Source organism: Providencia sp. 6390, from assembly GCF_058148425.1.
In genome coordinates this window covers 241,470-259,073 of the sequence record NZ_JBYVYL010000003.1, presented here as the reverse complement: position 1 = coordinate 259,073, position 17,604 = coordinate 241,470, and the positions used below count along the sequence as shown (strand labels likewise).

The 17,604-nt window shown below is 39.9% G+C and carries 14 protein-coding genes; 12 read left to right on the top strand and 2 right to left on the bottom strand.

Translation table 11 applies throughout. From position 1 onward, the window contains the following. Positions 1-72: 72 nt before the first annotated feature. Positions 73-3,450, top strand: coding sequence for a mechanosensitive channel MscK (mscK, locus tag AC3Z9T_RS08580; protein WP_490125775.1), 3,378 nt, complete (start codon positions 73-75; stop codon positions 3,448-3,450). On the opposite strand, the gene AC3Z9T_RS08575 is transcribed toward mscK, so the two are convergent. Beyond that, a complete protein-coding gene (locus AC3Z9T_RS08575) occupies positions 3,447-3,617 on the bottom strand; it encodes a DUF2496 domain-containing protein (protein WP_490125774.1) in 171 nt (56 codons plus the stop codon). The two genes, mscK and AC3Z9T_RS08575, sit on opposite strands and share 4 nt — an antisense overlap. A gap of 422 nt (positions 3,618-4,039) precedes the next feature. Here AC3Z9T_RS08575 and AC3Z9T_RS08570 point away from each other — a divergent pair, with 422 nt between their 5' ends. Next, positions 4,040-5,032, top strand: coding sequence for an FUSC family protein (locus AC3Z9T_RS08570; protein WP_490125773.1), 993 nt, complete (start codon positions 4,040-4,042; stop codon positions 5,030-5,032). Here the strand turns inward: AC3Z9T_RS08570 and priC are convergent. Then, on the bottom strand, positions 5,017-5,565 hold the full coding sequence (gene priC, locus AC3Z9T_RS08565) for a primosomal replication protein PriC (RefSeq protein WP_490125772.1): 549 nt from the start codon (positions 5,563-5,565) through the stop codon (positions 5,017-5,019). The genes AC3Z9T_RS08570 and priC overlap by 16 nt on opposite strands. Before the next feature lie 138 nt (positions 5,566-5,703). Between priC and apt the strand changes: the two genes are divergently transcribed. The 10 genes from apt (at position 5,704) to AC3Z9T_RS08515 (ending at position 17,479) form a co-directional block, all read left to right on the top strand. Next, positions 5,704-6,255 carry an adenine phosphoribosyltransferase gene (apt, locus tag AC3Z9T_RS08560; RefSeq protein WP_490125771.1) on the top strand — a complete coding sequence of 184 codons (552 nt, stop codon included), beginning with the start codon at positions 5,704-5,706 and terminating at the stop codon, positions 6,253-6,255. Between the two features lie 95 nt (positions 6,256-6,350). Further along, a complete protein-coding gene (gene dnaX / locus AC3Z9T_RS08555) occupies positions 6,351-8,267 on the top strand; it encodes a DNA polymerase III subunit gamma/tau (protein ID WP_490125770.1) in 1,917 nt (638 codons plus the stop codon). Positions 8,268-8,316: 49 nt separating this feature from the next. Next, positions 8,317-8,646 (top strand): YbaB/EbfC family nucleoid-associated protein, encoded by a 330-nt coding sequence (locus tag AC3Z9T_RS08550; RefSeq protein WP_070925175.1) that lies wholly within the window; start codon positions 8,317-8,319, stop codon positions 8,644-8,646. Beyond that, positions 8,646-9,245 carry a recombination mediator RecR gene (gene recR, locus AC3Z9T_RS08545; protein WP_070925174.1) on the top strand — a complete coding sequence of 200 codons (600 nt, stop codon included), beginning with the start codon at positions 8,646-8,648 and terminating at the stop codon, positions 9,243-9,245. Before AC3Z9T_RS08550 ends, recR begins: the two co-directional genes overlap by 1 nt. Positions 9,246-9,443: 198 nt before the next feature. Beyond that, positions 9,444-11,318, top strand: coding sequence for a molecular chaperone HtpG (gene htpG, locus AC3Z9T_RS08540; RefSeq protein ID WP_490125769.1), 1,875 nt, complete (start codon positions 9,444-9,446; stop codon positions 11,316-11,318). 192 nt (positions 11,319-11,510) lie between these two features. Next, entirely contained in the window at positions 11,511-12,155 is a 645-nt protein-coding gene (gene adk, locus AC3Z9T_RS08535) for an adenylate kinase (RefSeq protein ID WP_490125768.1), read from the top strand. A gap of 119 nt (positions 12,156-12,274) precedes the next feature. Beyond that, on the top strand, positions 12,275-13,240 hold the full coding sequence (gene hemH / locus AC3Z9T_RS08530; RefSeq protein ID WP_490125767.1) for a ferrochelatase: 966 nt from the start codon (positions 12,275-12,277) through the stop codon (positions 13,238-13,240). Positions 13,241-13,363: 123 nt separating this feature from the next. After that, positions 13,364-14,491 (top strand): LPS O-antigen length regulator Wzz(fepE), encoded by a 1,128-nt coding sequence (gene wzz(fepE) / locus AC3Z9T_RS08525; RefSeq protein WP_490125766.1) that lies wholly within the window; start codon positions 13,364-13,366, stop codon positions 14,489-14,491. Positions 14,492-14,682: 191 nt separating this feature from the next. After that, positions 14,683-15,996: an inosine/guanosine kinase gene (locus AC3Z9T_RS08520; protein WP_490125765.1), complete on the top strand. Its 1,314-nt coding sequence runs from the start codon at positions 14,683-14,685 to the stop codon at positions 15,994-15,996. 706 nt (positions 15,997-16,702) lie between these two features. After that, positions 16,703-17,479: a DeoR/GlpR family DNA-binding transcription regulator gene (locus tag AC3Z9T_RS08515; RefSeq protein ID WP_490125764.1), complete on the top strand. Its 777-nt coding sequence runs from the start codon at positions 16,703-16,705 to the stop codon at positions 17,477-17,479. Positions 17,480-17,604 lie beyond the last annotated feature (125 nt).

Genomic DNA, 17,604 nt, shown 5'->3' with positions numbered 1-17,604 from the left:
GATACGTTGTTTGTCATTAATACGGCGTATCGATTAAAAAACACATAAATACAACCTATCATGGGTTCGGTCATGCAGACAATGAAAAGTCAATGGGTTAGGCAAGTCGGTGGGCTCTTAACACTACTCATTTTGCTGTTTTCCAGTTATAGCTTTGCCGCAACCAACAATTCCCTACCAAGTAAAAACGATATTCAAAATCAGCTAAACACATTAAGCAAAAAAAGCAATCAAAGTGCTGAAGATAAGCTCTCAATAGCTGATTTAGAAAAAGCGCTCACGTTTTATGATGAATTAAATAAATTAGACAGTAAGTCGGACGATCTGCAAAAAAGCCTTGATAGAGCGAGTGATGATGCAAAACATGCAGTGCGTTTACTATTACAATTAAAAAACAGCAGTGAAGAAGAAACCCTGAACTTTGCTAATAGCATTAAAAACGCTTCGCAGTCTCAGCTTGAAACTATGCTCAGTAGCGCATTGGAGCAGCTGCAAACAGAACAAAATGATCTCGCTAATTACAATAGCTATTTAATCAGCTTGCAAACACAGCCTGAAAGGGCGCAGGCCATTATGTTGGATAACGCACGCCGTCTACAGGAAATTCGTAATGAATTAAATAGTGTGTTTAATGAATCAGCAAAACTGCGTGATACGCAGGTTGAGTTATTACAGATAGAGCAAAACTATTTACAGCAGCAAAATGAGTATCAAAAACATGTGTTACAGGGAAATACTCAATTACAGGATGTATTACAAAAGCAGCGTGATTACACCACGTTGTATATTGAACAATTAGAAACACGCATTCAGCTTTTGCAGTCTTTTATTAGCGACAAACGATTGAACGATTCAGAGGCGACTGCACGTGAGGCGCAAAGCTCAACAGAAAATAATTTACAGTTAAAACAAAATCCGCTTATCCAGAAAGAATTAACGATTAACAATGGATTAAGTGAGCGCTTGATTGAAGTGACTCAAGCTAATAACCGTATGATGCAAAATAGTATTAGAGTAAAGGCATGGCTTGAGCGCGCAACGCAGTCTGAACGCAATTTGAAAGAGCAAATCAGCGTGCTACGTGGAAGCCTGTTGTTATCGCGTATTTTGTTCCAACAGCAAATTGATTTGCCAAACGATATTCTAACCAAAAATTTGCCCGTCACTATTGCAGATTTACGTCTTGAACAATTTGATGTCGCACAACAGAGGGATTCGCTATATCAAGTTAATACTTATATTACCAATATTGAGAAGCAGCTAGCAGAGAAATCAGGTGTTGAAACAGAAAAAGAGTTATTGTCTCCTGAAGATCGTGATGCGCTAATTAAGCTATTGGATGTCAGACGTGAGCTGTTAGATGAACTAAATCTACAGTTAGGTAGCCAAATTTCCCAAGCGATTAATTTACAGCTCGATCAAAATCAATTACTGGGTGTTGTGAAGTCGTTAGAGAATACACTGGCACAGCAAATTTTTTGGGTAAACAGTAATAAACCTATTGATCTTACATGGGTACAAGCTTTTCCTGAGGCGGCAGCACAGCAAATTAGTAATTTTGATTTTAGTTTGTCGAAAGGCAATATCAAGAGAGGGCTCACTAATTCATTATTAGTGGTGATCCCGCTGTTGCTACTCGCGCTGATGTTTATTTGGTTATACCGTAAGATATCAGTACGTTTACAAGAAATTGACCATCGACTATCCAGTTTAAGACAAGATAGCATACTGAATACGCCAATTGCATTGCTACTCACTATGCTGCAAACCTTACCAGCCGCACTATTTCTGTTGGCTGTGGGCTACTGGTTCTTGAAAACAGGCAATGCACAAGGTGGGTTTGTGTGGGCTCTATGTCAGCAATTGGCGGTTTTCTGGATCCTCTTCGAATTAATATGGCGAGTATTAAAACCAAAAGGCATTGCTGAAAAACATTTTGGCATTGACTCTCAGGTGGTCTCGCAAACACGGCGGCGACTAACTCGGCTATCTATTCCACTATTACCACTGATTTACTTTTCAACTTATGGGGTTATTAATCCATTAAAGGTTTCTGAAGATGTTATTGGTCAGCTAATCGTTTTAGTGTCTCTATTGGTACTCTTTATTTTTACCTTGCCATTTTGCAAACAGATTTGGCAGGAAAAAGGTAGTCATTTAACGCGTTCAGTCGTCATAACACTACTCACATTTTCACCATTAATATTAATTGGCTTGATGATGGCGGGTTATTATTATACTACGTTACGCTTAGCTAATCGTTGGTTAGACAGCCTGTATTTATTTTTGCTTTGGTATATTACCTATAACGCATGTTTGCGCGGCCTGACTTTAGTGGCACGTAAGCTCGCCTATCAGCGGGCGCTTGAGCGCAGGAAAGCACAAAGCCAAGAAGAAAATGGCGAAAATGAGCCGATTAAAGAACCTCCAATGACTATTGAGCTCATCAGCCAGCAATCGTTGCGTTTAACATCGATGGTGTTGTTTATTATTTTTGCATTAGGCTTTTATGCTATTTGGTCTGATTTTATAACTATTTTCTCGTTCTTAGATAGCGTTGATTTATGGCATTACACTGGGACAACGGCAGAAGGAACCAATGTTTTACAATCGGTGACACTCGCTAATCTTATATTAGCGTTGGTAATCATTGTGGTTGCATGGATTATGACGCGCAACTTGCCGGGCCTGTTAGAAGTTTTAGTCTTATCGCGCTTGAAACTCCGTCAAGGTTCAACTTATGCGATTACGACGATCCTTACTTATATTATTGTTGGGATTGGTGCGATTACTTCACTAGGCATGTTAGGGATCACCTGGAGTAAGCTTCAATGGCTGGCGGCTGCTTTAACGGTTGGTCTAGGGTTTGGTTTACAAGAAATATTTGCGAACTTTGTATCGGGGATCATTTTATTGTTCGAAAGGCCGATCCGCATAGGTGATACCGTCACCATTGGTACTTATTCAGGAACAGTCAGTAAAATTCGAATTCGAGCAACGACGATCATTGATTTTGATCGCAAAGAGGTGATCATACCGAATAAGGCATTTGTAACTGAACGTTTAATTAACTGGTCGCTTTCAGACACAGTGACGAGGATCACGGTAGCTATTGGCGTGGCTTATGGCTCTGATCTTGATAAAGTGAAACAAGTATTATTAAGTGCTGCTACATCGAACAGCAAGGTGATGACAGAGCCTGGGCCAGCTGTTTATTTTACTGGATTTGGGGCGAGTACTTTAGATCATGAGCTGCGTTTTTATGTCCGCCAAATTGGTGACAGAGGAACGACCAGTGATGAAGTTAATCGTGCGATAGATAGATTATGTCGAGAAAATGATATTAATATAGCCTTTAACCAATTAGAAGTTCATTTACATAATAATCAAGGTGATGAGGTACAAGAAATCAAACGGGACCCTAACAAAAAAACAGATTCTGACAATTAATCGTTTGCTAGACAGGTCGCTTCAGTGGCCTGTTTAGTGAGATAATCACTTTTGACAATTTCAAGGGCTTTCAATACAACATCAGTATCAATATCAGATGTTTCCAGAAGATAGATTAAATCAACAGCAAGTTGGGTCTCTTTTGGCGCGTTCTTTAGTAAGTCCATACATGCTCCCTATGATTGGCAAAGTGAATATATTTGTCATACGGTAGTGTTTTCGTTAAGGCATGGTAACTGCGTTGATTCGTGCCAGCCACATACACTTCTACGCTCCTAGTGACTCATTCACTTGGTGCCTAGCTGCCCTTCAAATCATTTAAGGTTTCTATAAATAATAGATTTTTATCATAATCAGAGCAAGCCGATTCTAGGTTTTATATCAAGATAGAAGGGGGGCTATCGCATGATAAAATAGCGCATATATTAAATAATAAACTATTATCTGTAATCTAATTAGATAAAGGTATTAATTGGATTGTCCTTAAAAGACAATGAGATATCACCTGCTACTTTGTGTTGTTATCGCTATAGAGGCATGCTAGTGTATTAATGCTTTTTTATTGGTATAAATATGATTAGGTGATGTTGTGACAAAATTATCAGAAAGTTTTTACTTAACATTTTGTGTTGTGGTGAGCTTTCTCATTACTTATCAGGTAGCAGGTATTGATGCGACATTATGGAGTTCGCTGTCAACGCTACACGGTTATACTATTTTCAATAAAGCGAGTCGTTATAAAAATATTATTTACTCTTTGTTATGCTCTTTATTTGTATTTGTGGGTTCCGCTCTCGGTTACTACCTTGGAATTAATTATTTGTTTTTTGTGGTTTTATTTTTAGCTCCTTTTTTCTACTACCAGTTTTATAATATCGATTCATCTTTAGATATGTCGATTAAGTATTTTATGATCTTCTATATCATCGGGGCGACACTAAACAAAGCCAGTTTTGATGGGCTAGTGATTGGTTTACTGATCGGGACATTTATCACGCTTGTTTTCTGCTATAGCATGAGTAAACGTGAAAAAATATCATTATTTCAGATTAAAAAATATATTTCATTAAAAAGAGATAAACTAAATATTAGCTTAATTTATCAATCGTTGATTTACTCTATTGGGCTATTGTTATGCGTTTTAGTCTCTAGGGCTATTAATGTTGACCATTTCTTCTGGGCTCCATTGACTTTTATTTTTGTATTAAATCCGAAACTAAAAAATATTATTAAGCTTACTCGGGATAGAGTTATTGGCACATTAGTTGTGGTGTTAGTATTATATTTGTCCTTTAATACAGCGGCGCTAATGCCTTACATTGGTTTTGCACTTATCTTACTATTTTCATTCTTGATCCCGATAAGCAACAATAAGAAAAATAATGTGTTTGGTACATTTTGCATTACGGGGTTGGTATTATCACTGATTGAAATGTCAATTTACTTTAATAATGTTGACTACCATTTATTGTCCGAGAGGATCATGGAAACCTTGATAGGTGGCTTATTCGCTATCGTTTGTAGCTACTGTATTAAATCGCTCATGAAGCAATCAACAGTAAAGCTTCATTCTAAAAATTGATTTTCCTGATGTTCAATTGCCTTTTCAATGCGGATCAGGGCTTGGCGACAGCGGTATAGTCGCCCAGCCAATGTCGCAATCTCTTTTTGGCATTGGTGACGTTTTGTGTGATCGTCTAAGGTGTTTAGTTGCAGTTCACGTTCATTCATCATACCCACTAGTCGGCGTTCATAGTCTTGATGTTGTGCTAAGCGTTCATAGAGGTCAACTTGCTCTTTCTTTTCTTGAAAGGCATTTTCTTTCTCTCGTAAGGATTGTGTCGAAAGCTCCCGTGAAAGTGCTTGGATCTGGTGGGTAATTTTCTCTGTTAGAAAGTTCACTTGCTCTTTGTGATTGAGTGACACGCTATGACATAGCTGTTGATACAGTTTATTGAGTTCTTTCTGACAATCACCGAGATGGGTTGATTTACTACTAAACAGCTGACTATCAAAACGGGAATGCGAAAACTCTTGATCCGCGATGGGGGCAATCCGTATTTGCAACGCCTCGATTTGCATTTTTAGCGCATCTAAAAGAGCTTGTACTTTCATTTTGCATTCCAATAAAAGTTAAAAAGTTGATGTGTGTTAATAAAACTGACCGTAAATATACGGCCGCTTATTGCATTTTTATGGTACTTTAAATAGATTCTATCTTTTCGTGTTTAAATTAAATTGGCACCTATTATTATGACCGCTAGAGAGCAACAACTGCAATTAATTAAAGAAAGTATCGCATCAATCCCTGATTATCCAAAGGAAGGTGTGCTATTTCGTGATATTACGACACTGTTAAACAACCCTGCTGCTTATCAGGCAACGATTGACCTGCTGGTGGAGCATTATAAAGACAAAGGGGTGACTAAAATTGTCGGTACGGAAGCCCGTGGTTTTCTTTTCGGTGCACCTGTTGCATTGCGTTTAGGTGTTGGATTTGTTCCTGTACGTAAAAAAGGCAAACTGCCACGCGAAGTGTTGAGTATGACCTATGATTTGGAATATGGCACCGATACGCTTGAAATTCATAAAGACAGTATTTTGCCTGAAGACAATGTGTTGGTCATTGATGATCTACTTGCGACAGGTGGTACTGTTGAAGCCACAGTTAAAATGATTAAACAGTTAGGCGCAAATATTGTCGATGCTGCATTTATTATCAGCCTACCTGACTTAGGTGGTGTAGAGCGCCTTGCTGCTCAAGGGATCAATTCATTTAGTTTAGTTGAATTCCCAGGCCACTAATCCTAATTTTGCCACTATTTTTATCGCAGTCTCGCCGTAAGGGCTGAGGCTGTGGTAGCATGGTGCTATCACCCTGTTTAGAAACTGCATAATTCATGAGCTATCAGGTACTTGCCCGTAAGTGGCGCCCTCAAAAATTTTCTGATGTTGTTGGTCAACAACATGTGTTGACTGCACTTGCTAATGGGCTGGAGCACCAGAGGCTTCATCACGCCTATTTGTTTTCTGGCACTCGTGGTGTCGGTAAAACAACTATTGCTCGTCTATTTGCTAAAGGTCTTAATTGCGAAACAGGGATCACCGCGACACCTTGCGGTAAATGTGCAAATTGCCTTGAAATAGAACAAGGTCGTTTTGTTGATTTGATTGAAATTGATGCCGCATCAAGAACAAAGGTTGAGGATACCCGCGAGTTATTAGATAACGTGCAGTACGCCCCCGCGCGTGGGCGTTTTAAAGTATACCTTATTGATGAAGTACACATGTTATCTCGTCATAGCTTCAATGCGTTGTTAAAAACCCTTGAAGAGCCGCCTGAGCATGTCAAGTTTCTACTCGCAACGACTGATCCGCAAAAACTGCCGGTGACAATTTTATCGCGTTGCTTACAGTTCCATTTAAAGGCGCTGGATGTCACCCAAATCAGCGAGCAACTGGAACATGTTTTGAATGCAGAAGGCATTGAACATGATAGCCGTGCACGACAACTGATTTCACGTGCTGCTGATGGCAGTTTACGTGATGCACTCAGTTTAACCGACCAAGCCATTGCGATGGGGCAAGGAAAGGTAACGGCGGACATCGTTAGCCAAATGTTAGGAACGCTTGATGATGAGCAACCATTAGCCATTATTGAAGCACTAGTTCGTGCAGATGGCATTGCGGTGATGTCTGAGGTAGAACAAGCTGCAACGCGAGGCGCTGACTGGGAAAACTTGTTGGTGGAGATACTTTCGCTATTGCACCGTGTTGCGATGATCCAACTATTACCAGCGGCAAAAGAAACGGATCCGTCTTCAACGGAAGGGCGACTCAGGCAAATTGCACGTATGATTTCGCCTGCGGATCTACAACTATTTTATCAGACGCTACTTGTTGGGCGTCGTGATCTTCCTTATGCACCTGAACGTCGAATGGGCGTTGAGATGGCATTGTTGCGTGCTTTGGCCTTTCATCCTAAGAATGTGATTGAAGAGCCAACAGCGCCTGCACTTATTGCTCCGCCATCACCTGCGGCGGTGACTCGAACAGCTCCACCATCGAGGGCTGCCCCCGCTGCGATAGCAGAAAATAGTCCAACCTCGCAATTATTAAAGGCAAGGGAGTCATTACAGTCCTCACAGAATGAGGGCTTTAACGCAAAAAAGAATAAACCGGCCGCGCCTGAAAAGGCTAAGCCGGCGATGTCAGCACTTGAGAGGCTGGCCGCTGTCACCAGCCAACATCAGCAAAATATTGCGAACCGTGCTACCGAAGCAAAGAAACCAGCGAAGCCTCAACCTTATCAGTGGCGTCCGCAGTTTGAAGATAATCAAACAAAAGAAGCGGTTACAACCCCAACTGAAATAAAAGAGGCGCTTGAATACGAAAAAACGCCTGAATTAGCGGTAAAAATTATTGAAGAAGGGCGTGAAAGAGATAGTTGGTCAGCAGAAATTGCACAATTAAAAATTCCTAAGCTAGTTGAACAATTAGCTTTGAATTCATATATAGAGAGAATAGGTGAGTCGCAAATGGTTTTGCATTTGCGTTCCGCACAGCGTCACCTGAATAAGCCTTCTGCACAAGATGCGTTGCAAAATGCATTAAGCCAACATTATGGTCATTCTGTTGAATTGAATATCGTTCAAGATGATAATAATGAGGTGAAAACACCGCTAGAATGGCGACAAGCGATTTATGAAGAGAAGCTGGCGCAAGCTCGCCAGTCAATTATTGCGGATAAAACAATTCAAAAACTGCGTTCAATGTTTGATGCTCAGTTGGATGAAGAGAGTATCCGCCCCGTTTAACGCTACAGTCTCTGTGAGTAAGCTGTAGCCTCAGTAGTGAGAGATAACTATGTTCGGTAAAGGTGGTTTGGGTAACCTGATGAAGCAGGCCCAACAAATGCAAGATAAAATGCAGAAAGTTCAAGAAGAAATCGCCAATCTAGAAGCGACAGGCGAATCTGGAGCTGGTCTGGTTAAAGTGACGATTAATGGTTCACATAACTGCCGCCGTGTTGAAATCGATCCAAGCCTGTTAGAAGACGATAAAGACATGTTGGAAGATTTGATTGCTGCTGCATTCAATGATGCGGCACGTCGTATCGAAGAAACGCAAAAAGAGAAAATGGCGAGTGTTTCAAGTGGTATGCAACTACCACCTGGCTTTAAGATGCCATTCTAATGCAAACCAGTCCGCTTCTAGAGTCGTTAATGGAAGCCCTGCGCTGTCTCCCTGGAGTGGGGCCTAAGTCAGCGCAGCGAATGGCTTTTCATCTGCTCCAGCGTGATCGTAGTGGCGGCATGCGCTTAGCGCAGTCGCTCACTCGGGCGATGTCAGAAATAGGCCATTGCCGTGATTGCCGTACCTTTACTGAACAAGAAGTGTGCAACATCTGTGAAAACCCACGTCGCCAACAAAATGGTTTGATCTGTGTTGTTGAAAGTCCCGCAGATATCTATGCTGTTGAGCAAACAGGCCAGTTTTCAGGACGTTACTTTGTATTGATGGGGCATTTGTCTCCTCTTGATGGTATTGGTCCAATGGATATTGGGCTTGATAGGTTAGAAGAGCGATTATCTTCAGAAACCATTACCGAGGTGATACTTGCAACTAATCCAACAGTAGAGGGGGAAGCAACGGCCAACTATATTGGGCAAATGTGCGCACAATATGGGGTAACTGCTAGTCGTATTGCTCATGGTGTTCCTGTGGGAGGCGAGCTAGAAATGGTTGATGGCACAACACTTTCTCATTCCTTAGCGGGAAGGCAAAGAATATAATTATTTTTCTAGCTACAGTGCTTAGCTGTAGCTCAATTGATGAGCAATCATATCAATAATATTCATTAATCACATCATAATCCCTCTCGCTTCACAGCTTTTTTATCTTACTGAGTTGAATTCCAATTTTTTGCCCCCAGTTAAACTTCATCGATAAGTCAAAACTATTCCATTAGATTGATGATATAGAGGCCATTAATGAGTATGAAAGGACAAGAAACTCGCGGGTTCCAATCAGAAGTAAAACAACTTCTTCAGTTGATGATCCACTCTCTTTACTCAAACAAAGAAATCTTTTTGCGTGAACTTATTTCAAACGCATCCGATGCGGCAGATAAACTGCGTTTTCGTGCACTGTCTAAGCCAGAGCTGTATGAAAACGATGGTGAGCTGCGTGTTCGCATCAGCGCCGATAAAGAGAATGGGACACTGACGATTAGCGATAACGGTATTGGTATGAGCCGTGACGAAGTTATTGATAACTTAGGGACTATCGCTAAATCAGGTACAAAAGCCTTTTTAGAAACTTTGGGTACTGACCAAGCAAAAGACAGCCAAATGATTGGCCAATTTGGTGTTGGTTTTTACTCTGCATTTATTGTGGCGGATAAAGTTACTGTACGCAGTCGCGCTGCGGGAGCAGCAGCGGATCAAGGTGTATTTTGGGAATCTGCTGGCGAAGGTGAATATACCATTGCTGATATCGAAAAAGCTGAACGTGGTACTGAAATCACTTTGCACTTGCGTGCCGATGAAAGCGAATTCTTAGATAACTGGCGTTTACGCTCAGTGATCAGCAAATATTCGGATCATATTGCTCTGCCTGTTGAAATCGAAGTTAAGAACGAAGAAGACGGCACAATCACTTGGGAAAAAATCAACCAAGCAAAAGCACTATGGACACGTAATAAATCTGAAATTTCAGATGAAGAATACACTGAATTTTATAAGCACATTTCCCATGACTATGCAGATCCACTGACGTGGTCGCACAACCGTGTTGAAGGTAAGCAAGAGTATACTAGCTTGCTGTATATCCCTTCACAGGCACCATTTGATATGTGGAATCGTGAACAGCGCCATGGTTTAAAACTGTACGTTCAGCGCGTGTTTATCATGGATGACGCTGAACAATTTATGCCTAATTATCTGCGTTTTGTGCGTGGTGTGCTGGACTCGAATGATTTACCGCTCAACGTTTCTCGCGAAATTCTACAAGATAGCGCGTTGACCCGTAGCCTACGTAGCGCATTGACTAAACGTGTTTTACAAATGCTGGAAAAACTAGCCAAGAGCGACGCAGAGAAATATCAAACATTCTGGCAGCAATTTGGGCTTGTGATGAAAGAAGGCCCTGCGGAAGATAGCAGTAATGGTGAGGCGATTGCTAAGTTATTACGTTTTGCATCAACGCATAATGATAGCAGCGAGCAGAATGTTTCTTTAGATGAATATATCAGCCGTATGGTCGATGGCCAGGACAAAATTTATTACATCACTGCTGATAGCTATGCTGCGGCGAAGAGTAGTCCTCATTTAGAGTTGTTCCGTAAAAAAGGCATCGAAGTCTTACTGCTTTCTGATCGCATCGATGAATGGATGATGAATTACTTGTCTGAGTTTGATGGCAAGCAGTTCCAATCAGTGAGTAAAGCGGATGAGTCGCTGGATAAATTGGCAGACGAAAACAAAGCAGAACAAGAGGAAGCTGAAAAGCAATTAGAGCCATTCGTTGAGCGTGTGAAAACTTTGCTGGGTGAACGTGTTAAAGAAGTTAAACTGACTCACCGTTTAACGGATACACCGGCAATTGTGACCACTAATGCTGATGAAATGAGCACTCAAATGGCAAAATTATTTGCTGCCGCGGGTCAGGCTGCTCCAGAAGTTAAATATAACTTCGAATTAAACCCAGCACACCCGTTGGTTAAAAAAGCCTCTGAGGTGACAGATGAAGCCTTGTTTGCTGATTGGGTTGATGTGTTATTAGATCAAGCATTGTTAGCTGAGCGTGGAACACTTGAAGATCCAAACTTGTTTATTCGTAAAATCAATGAATTATTGTTGAAGTAATGCATTGATGAGGTTTCGTTTTTGAGCAAAAACCACGTTTTAGCTTGTGCTTTAGCGTGGTTTTTTTCTTTTGCGAAAGAAGTTAAATGCGAAAACGTTTACGTGTGTTCTTGAGTAAAGCGCCATGCTAATGGTATGGTATCTTGTTTTCTTTTCAAATTATAAAAAACTAAATAGCAAGGGGTTTACGCAATGCGTATCATTCTGCTCGGTGCTCCAGGCGCCGGTAAGGGCACTCAAGCTCAATTTATTATGGAGAAATTTGGGATCCCACAAATTTCAACTGGCGATATGCTACGTGCCGCAGTTAAAGCAGGTAGTGAGCTAGGTTTACAAGCAAAAGAGCTAATGGATAACGGTAAGTTAGTTACTGATGAATTAGTGATTGCATTGGTTAAAGAGCGCATCAAACAAGATGACTGCCGCAATGGCTTCTTGTTGGATGGGTTTCCGCGTACGATCCCACAAGCCGATGCGATGAAAGAAGCTGGTATTAACGTAGATTTTGTCCTTGAATTCGATGTACCCGATGAAATCATTGTTGAGCGTATCATTGGTCGCCGTGTACATGCGCCTTCAGGCCGTGTTTACCATGTGACATTCAACCCACCTAAAGTTGAAAATAAAGATGATGTCACAGGTGATGAGCTGACCATTCGTAAAGATGACCAAGAAGATACGGTGCGTAAGCGTTTGGTTGAGTACCATGATTTGACAGCACCTTTGGTTGCTTATTATCAAAAAGAAGCTGATGTAGGTAATACTAAATACTTTAAGCTTGATGGTACACGTAAAGTGACTGAAGTGAGTGCTGAATTAGCTAAAATTCTTGGTTAATCATCAATGATAGTTATGAATAAAGGCAGCGATAACCGCTGCCTTTGCTTTTAGGCAATAAAAAGACATCATTATGTGTTATAAAGTTGGGAATAGTTATCATTTTAGGAGTGATCATTGTGTCGGAATGTAAATATGGCATTTTATTGGTTAACTTAGGAACCCCTGATTCCCCAACAACCCCTGCAATTAAGCGTTATCTTGCTGAGTTTTTAAGTGATGAACGGGTCATTGATGTTCCTAGGATTATTTGGAAACCTATCTTACACGGCGCTATTTTACCGTTTCGCTCTCCAAAAGTGGCTAAGTTGTATCAATCTATTTGGACAGAGGAAGGTTCTCCATTATTAGCCTATACTTTACGTCAAAAGGAAAAACTTGCTCCTCATTTCCCTAATATACCAATGGAAGTCGGGATGAGTTATGGCTCGCCGTCATTGAAAAGCGCGATTGATTCGTTGATGAGCCAAGGGGTGACTGAATTAGTCGTGTTGCCACTCTATCCACAATATTCATGTACCACGACAGCTGCAGTTTATGATGGTATCTCGGCTATTTTGAAAAAAATGCGCACAATACCATCATTACATTTTATTCGTAGTTACGCATCACACCCTACTTATATTCAGGGGTTAGTGAATTCTATTGAGAAAAGTTTTGCGCAATATGGTGAACCCGACAGATTAGTTATTTCGTTTCATGGGATCCCAAAAAGATATATAGATACTGGCGATATATACGAGCAAGATTGTCAAAAAACGACCGAGTTAATTAAACAAACATTAAACTACCCACAAGATCGTGTTTTGCTAACTTATCAATCTCGTTTTGGCAGAGAACCGTGGTTAACGCCTTATACTGATAAAACTATGAGCCAATTACCTGCTGAGGGAGTAACATCAGTTCAAGTTATTTGCCCAGGTTTTTCAGCGGATTGCTTAGAGACACTAGAAGAAATTAGTGAGCAAAATCAACACTTTTTTAAAAGTAATGGTGGTAAATCGTTCCATTATATACCGGCTTTAAATGATAATGATGACAATATTAACTTATTTAAATCACTTATCAGTAGTATAATTCGATAGGTTTAAGCGTTAAATTGATATAAAAACTGGCGTTAATCGATATATCATAAATTGGAAAAATCATTATACTAGCCGATACAAAAATTAGTAGTATTCTTAATTTGGTATTTAATTGGAAATTATATGAGCACTGATAAAGAATCGCAGGATGGTAAAACAGCACCAAAAATACAGGTCCCACAATTTAATATGCAGCAAAGCGACGAAATTGATTTGATGGCCCTGTTTGCTGTTTTAGTGAGAAATAAGTTTCTTATTATTGCTATCACTGTTGTTATCACGCTCATCAGTGCATTAGTGGTAACCCAATTACCACAAAAATGGAGCAGTACAGCGATTATAATTCCACCATCGTCTGAAGAAATCAAAGATATCAATACCTTGGGTGCTCAACTCTCCGTGTTAGATGTCAAGATTGATTTATCAGCTCAGCGTATTTTTGGCTCTTTTGTTGACCAATATCGTTCTAAAGTTAATCAAGAAGCTTATGTTCGTAGTACTGATTACTATAAAAAGCTTGCTGAAAAAGTTGATCCTGTTGATAAAGCAAATGGTGATCAGCGTTTGGTGAATACCATTATCGCAAATAGTATTCAGCTCCAAGATCAGTCAAAAGAGAAAAACAGTATATCAAGCGATATCGTGTTGACTTTTACTGCTCCACAACCTTCAGAGGCACAAGATCTGTTAGCGGGCTATGTTCGTTATACTGCAACGAAAGTCAGGGAGCAGTTTAAACTTGATATTCAAAATGCCATTGCACGTCAGTTAGTGTTTGCCAATGAAACTTTTAAACAAGAAGTCACTAAAATTCGTACTGAATATGATGTGAAAGTTGAAAGGTTGAAACGTGCTATTGATATTGCTAAAGCAGCGGGTGTACGTAAACCTATCGTGACCGATTCAGCGATTATCAGTGATGATCCTGATTACCCTATTGCGTTAGGTACAGAAGCGTTGGAGAAAAAACTGGCGATTGAATTACAAAACCGTGATATCGCTTTGTTAAGTGAAAACTTACAAATTCGCCAACACTATATTAAAAACCTTTCCGAGCTAGATATTGATACTATCGAATTTATGCCAGTTAAGTTTATATTAGCGCCAGACTTGCCGGCGAGAAAGGATTCACCAAAATCGTCATTGATCGTTGCGCTGAGTGCTATATTAGGTGTTATTTTAAGCTGCTCATATGTACTAACTCGCGAGTTGTATCGTGATTTTAAAAAGAATAACACACTGACTAAATAGCCAATAAGCTTGCCGGTAGTGGTTAAGGTGTTTTAAATCAATTTATTGATTTTCGACTGGTAACAAGGAGCGGGAAAAACCACGCTTTTATCCCGCTTGTTAACAACCTTAGCCCGTATTTTGATGAAAGGTGCCGGCTTTTATTTATCGTGATAGAATAACGGTAATGTATACTTTCTAACTTGTTCACTATGAAATTCCCCGGTCAACGTAAATCAAAGCATTACTTTCCTGTTAGTCTTAAAGATCCACTGTTGCAGCCTATTCAAGAACGTATGGATGACAGTGAAAACTGTAAATCTTATATTGTTGGTATTGACCAAACACTGGTCGATATTGAAGCTAAAGTTGATGATTCGTTTATTGAGCGCTATCAGCTTAGCAAAGGTCATTCGTTAGTCATTGAAGATGATGCAGCAGAAGCATTGTATGAAGAGCTAACCAGCAATTCGTTAATAACCCATGAGTTTGCAGGGGGAACCATCGGTAACACATTGCACAATTATTCAGTGCTTGCTGATGATCGCTCTGTGTTATTAGGCACTATGTGTAATAACATTCAAATCGGTAGTTATTCCTACCGTTACCTTTGCCATACTTCAAGCCGTATGGATCTTAACTATCTACAAGGGGTTGATGGCCCAATTGGTCGTTGTTTTACGTTGATCACTGAAAACGGTGAACGGACATTTGCGATTAGCCCTGGTCATATGAATCGCTTACGTCCTGAAAGTATTCCTGAAGATATTATTGCTGGGGCTTCTGCATTAGTATTGACTGCTTATTTAGTTCGTTGCAAACCAGGTGAGACCATGCCTGAAGCCACAATGCAAGCTATTCATTATGCAAAGAAACACAATGTGCCAGTGGTTTTAACACTAGGAACTAAATTTGTGATTGCACAGGATCCGCAATTTTGGCGTGATTTTCTTGCAGAGCACGTATCGGTGGTGGCAATGAATGAAGATGAAGCACTAGAGTTAACGGGTTTTAATGATCCATTACTTGCTTCTGATATGGCACTGAATTGGGTTGATCTCGTTTTATGTACCGCAGGGCCATCGGGGCTATATATGGCTGGCTACACTGAAGAAGCATTTAAACGGACAACTCAGCATCCATTGCTACCCGGTGCGATCGCTGAATTTAATTTGTATGAATTCAGTCGGGCTATGCGTAGACAGGATTGTGACTTTCCAATGCGCATTTACTCACACATTGAGCCTTACATGGGCGGTCCTGAAAAAATCATGAATACCAATGGGGCTGGTGATGGTGCTTTATCGGCCTTATTGCATGATATTACAGCTAACTCCTATCATCGCATGAATGTGCCTAATTCAAGTAAACATAGCCGCCAATATTTAACCTACTCATCATTGGCTCAGGTTTGTAAGTACGCTAATCGTGTTAGCTACCAAGTACTTTCACAGCATTCACCTCGTCTGACACGTGGCTTACCAGAAAAAGAAGATAGCTTAGAAGAGTCTTATTGGGAACGCTAATTTTTTACGGGTTACACTCTAAACAATGCCTCATGGTGAATTAAAAACCACGGGGCATTTTTTATGAGGGCTTAAAAGAAAAAACCCCCCACACAGTGGGGGAAAGAGGACACAAAAAATATCATTAATAATGGTTTAGGCGAGATTGAGTATAACTACCTATATGTTCTAAAAAATGAAGAAATTATGAATCTATCTATTATTGATTATTCCATTTCAGACTAAATTTGAAATTAAATGTCATGATTTGGAATACAGCCAGCAAAATAGATTGTTATTTAATTGATCCTTAATTAAAAAAAGAAAACAGTGTTTTTGTAGCAAAGACACTCAGACTGCTGACAAACGTATTTTGTTTGTCTGCGGTCGTTAAGGTTTTTGAAATAAAAGAGGAAAATCAATTTATTGATTTTCGGTTGATAACACGGAGCGGGAAAAACCACGCTTTTATCCCGCTTCGTCAACAACCTCCAGTGTTTTTGCGACAAAGGCACTGTTAGTCAGAAAGGTTACGCTTGTTTGGCGAGAGCTATCGGCTGCTCTTGAGGAATATTTTCTACTGAATAAGAAAAAAATACGTTGTTTACCAACTCTTCGTATCCTATTGAAAGATATCGATTTAACAAAAATTCAACCTGATGCTACGGAAATTTGCATCAGTGTTGTATAGTGCAGTAAATGTTAAATAATTGAGAGGGGTAAAACTATGTCTGAGGGGCGTTCTTCTAAGGTACGGCACCAAACTATTATCGAGTTACTTTCAGCTCAAGGGCAGGTGTATGTACAGGAGCTTGCGAAGCATTTTGATGTTGCGCAAGAGACTATCCGGCGGGACCTCAGCAAGTTGGGATCTCAAAAATTATTAAAAAAAGTCCATGGAGGGGCAGTAAATATTCAATCAAAGTTTGAGCGTAATTTTTCTGAACGAGCTCAGGCCGCAGTGGAAGAGAAAAAAGCGATTGCCACAAAAGCGGCATCGCTAATAAAACCGGGAGATACATTATTTATCGATTTTGGTACCACAACGTTTGAATTTAGCCAACGAGTTAAATTGATTGATAATATAACAGTTATCACTAATTCACCTTTATTAGCCAATACATTGCAAGAAAACCCGACAATAGAAACGATCCTAATTGGTGGGCAATTTAATGCGGCACAGAATGCTTGCTTGGGTGCCATTGCGCTAAAAAATATTAGTGAATTTTTTGCTGATTATGCTGTGATTGGTGCAAGTGCAATACACAGTTTGCATGGTGTGATGGATCAACATGTTGATGAAGCCGCAATTGCACAAAAAATGATGGAAAATAGCGATAAATTAATGGTATTAGCGGACTCAACTAAAACAGATAAGCATGCGATTAATGTTGTGACTGGATGGGAAAATATTGATTATTTAATAACAACTTCTAAAGAGTTTAAATTATCTGATAATAAAAAACGCCCTAAAACTAAAATTATTGTGGCCGAATTAGAATAAAAACTTTTACTAAAAAATAATTAAAACTTTACTAAAGAATAATGTTGCTTATTCTTTATGGATTTTTTACCTAAAATTTAACTTGTCAACATCAGGATTTAATTATGGAATTATATTTTATTGCT

Bases quoted from the DNA above. Each gene is read 5' to 3' on its own strand.
- mscK (WP_490125775.1), top strand. From the start codon at position 73: ATGCAGACAATGAAAAGTCAATGGGTTAGGCAAGTCGGTGGGCTCTTA.
- priC (WP_490125772.1), bottom strand. From the start codon at position 5,565: ATGAAAGTACAAGCTCTTTTAGATGCGCTAAAAATGCAAATCGAGGCG.
- recR (WP_070925174.1), top strand. From the start codon at position 8,646: ATGCAAACCAGTCCGCTTCTAGAGTCGTTAATGGAAGCCCTGCGCTGT.
- apt (WP_490125771.1), top strand. From the start codon at position 5,704: ATGACCGCTAGAGAGCAACAACTGCAATTAATTAAAGAAAGTATCGCA.
- AC3Z9T_RS08575 (WP_490125774.1), bottom strand. From the start codon at position 3,617: ATGGACTTACTAAAGAACGCGCCAAAAGAGACCCAACTTGCTGTTGAT.
- htpG (WP_490125769.1), top strand. From the start codon at position 9,444: ATGAGTATGAAAGGACAAGAAACTCGCGGGTTCCAATCAGAAGTAAAA.
- dnaX (WP_490125770.1), top strand. From the start codon at position 6,351: ATGAGCTATCAGGTACTTGCCCGTAAGTGGCGCCCTCAAAAATTTTCT.
- AC3Z9T_RS08515 (WP_490125764.1), top strand. From the start codon at position 16,703: ATGTCTGAGGGGCGTTCTTCTAAGGTACGGCACCAAACTATTATCGAG.
- adk (WP_490125768.1), top strand. From the start codon at position 11,511: ATGCGTATCATTCTGCTCGGTGCTCCAGGCGCCGGTAAGGGCACTCAA.
- AC3Z9T_RS08550 (WP_070925175.1), top strand. From the start codon at position 8,317: ATGTTCGGTAAAGGTGGTTTGGGTAACCTGATGAAGCAGGCCCAACAA.
- AC3Z9T_RS08520 (WP_490125765.1), top strand. From the start codon at position 14,683: ATGAAATTCCCCGGTCAACGTAAATCAAAGCATTACTTTCCTGTTAGT.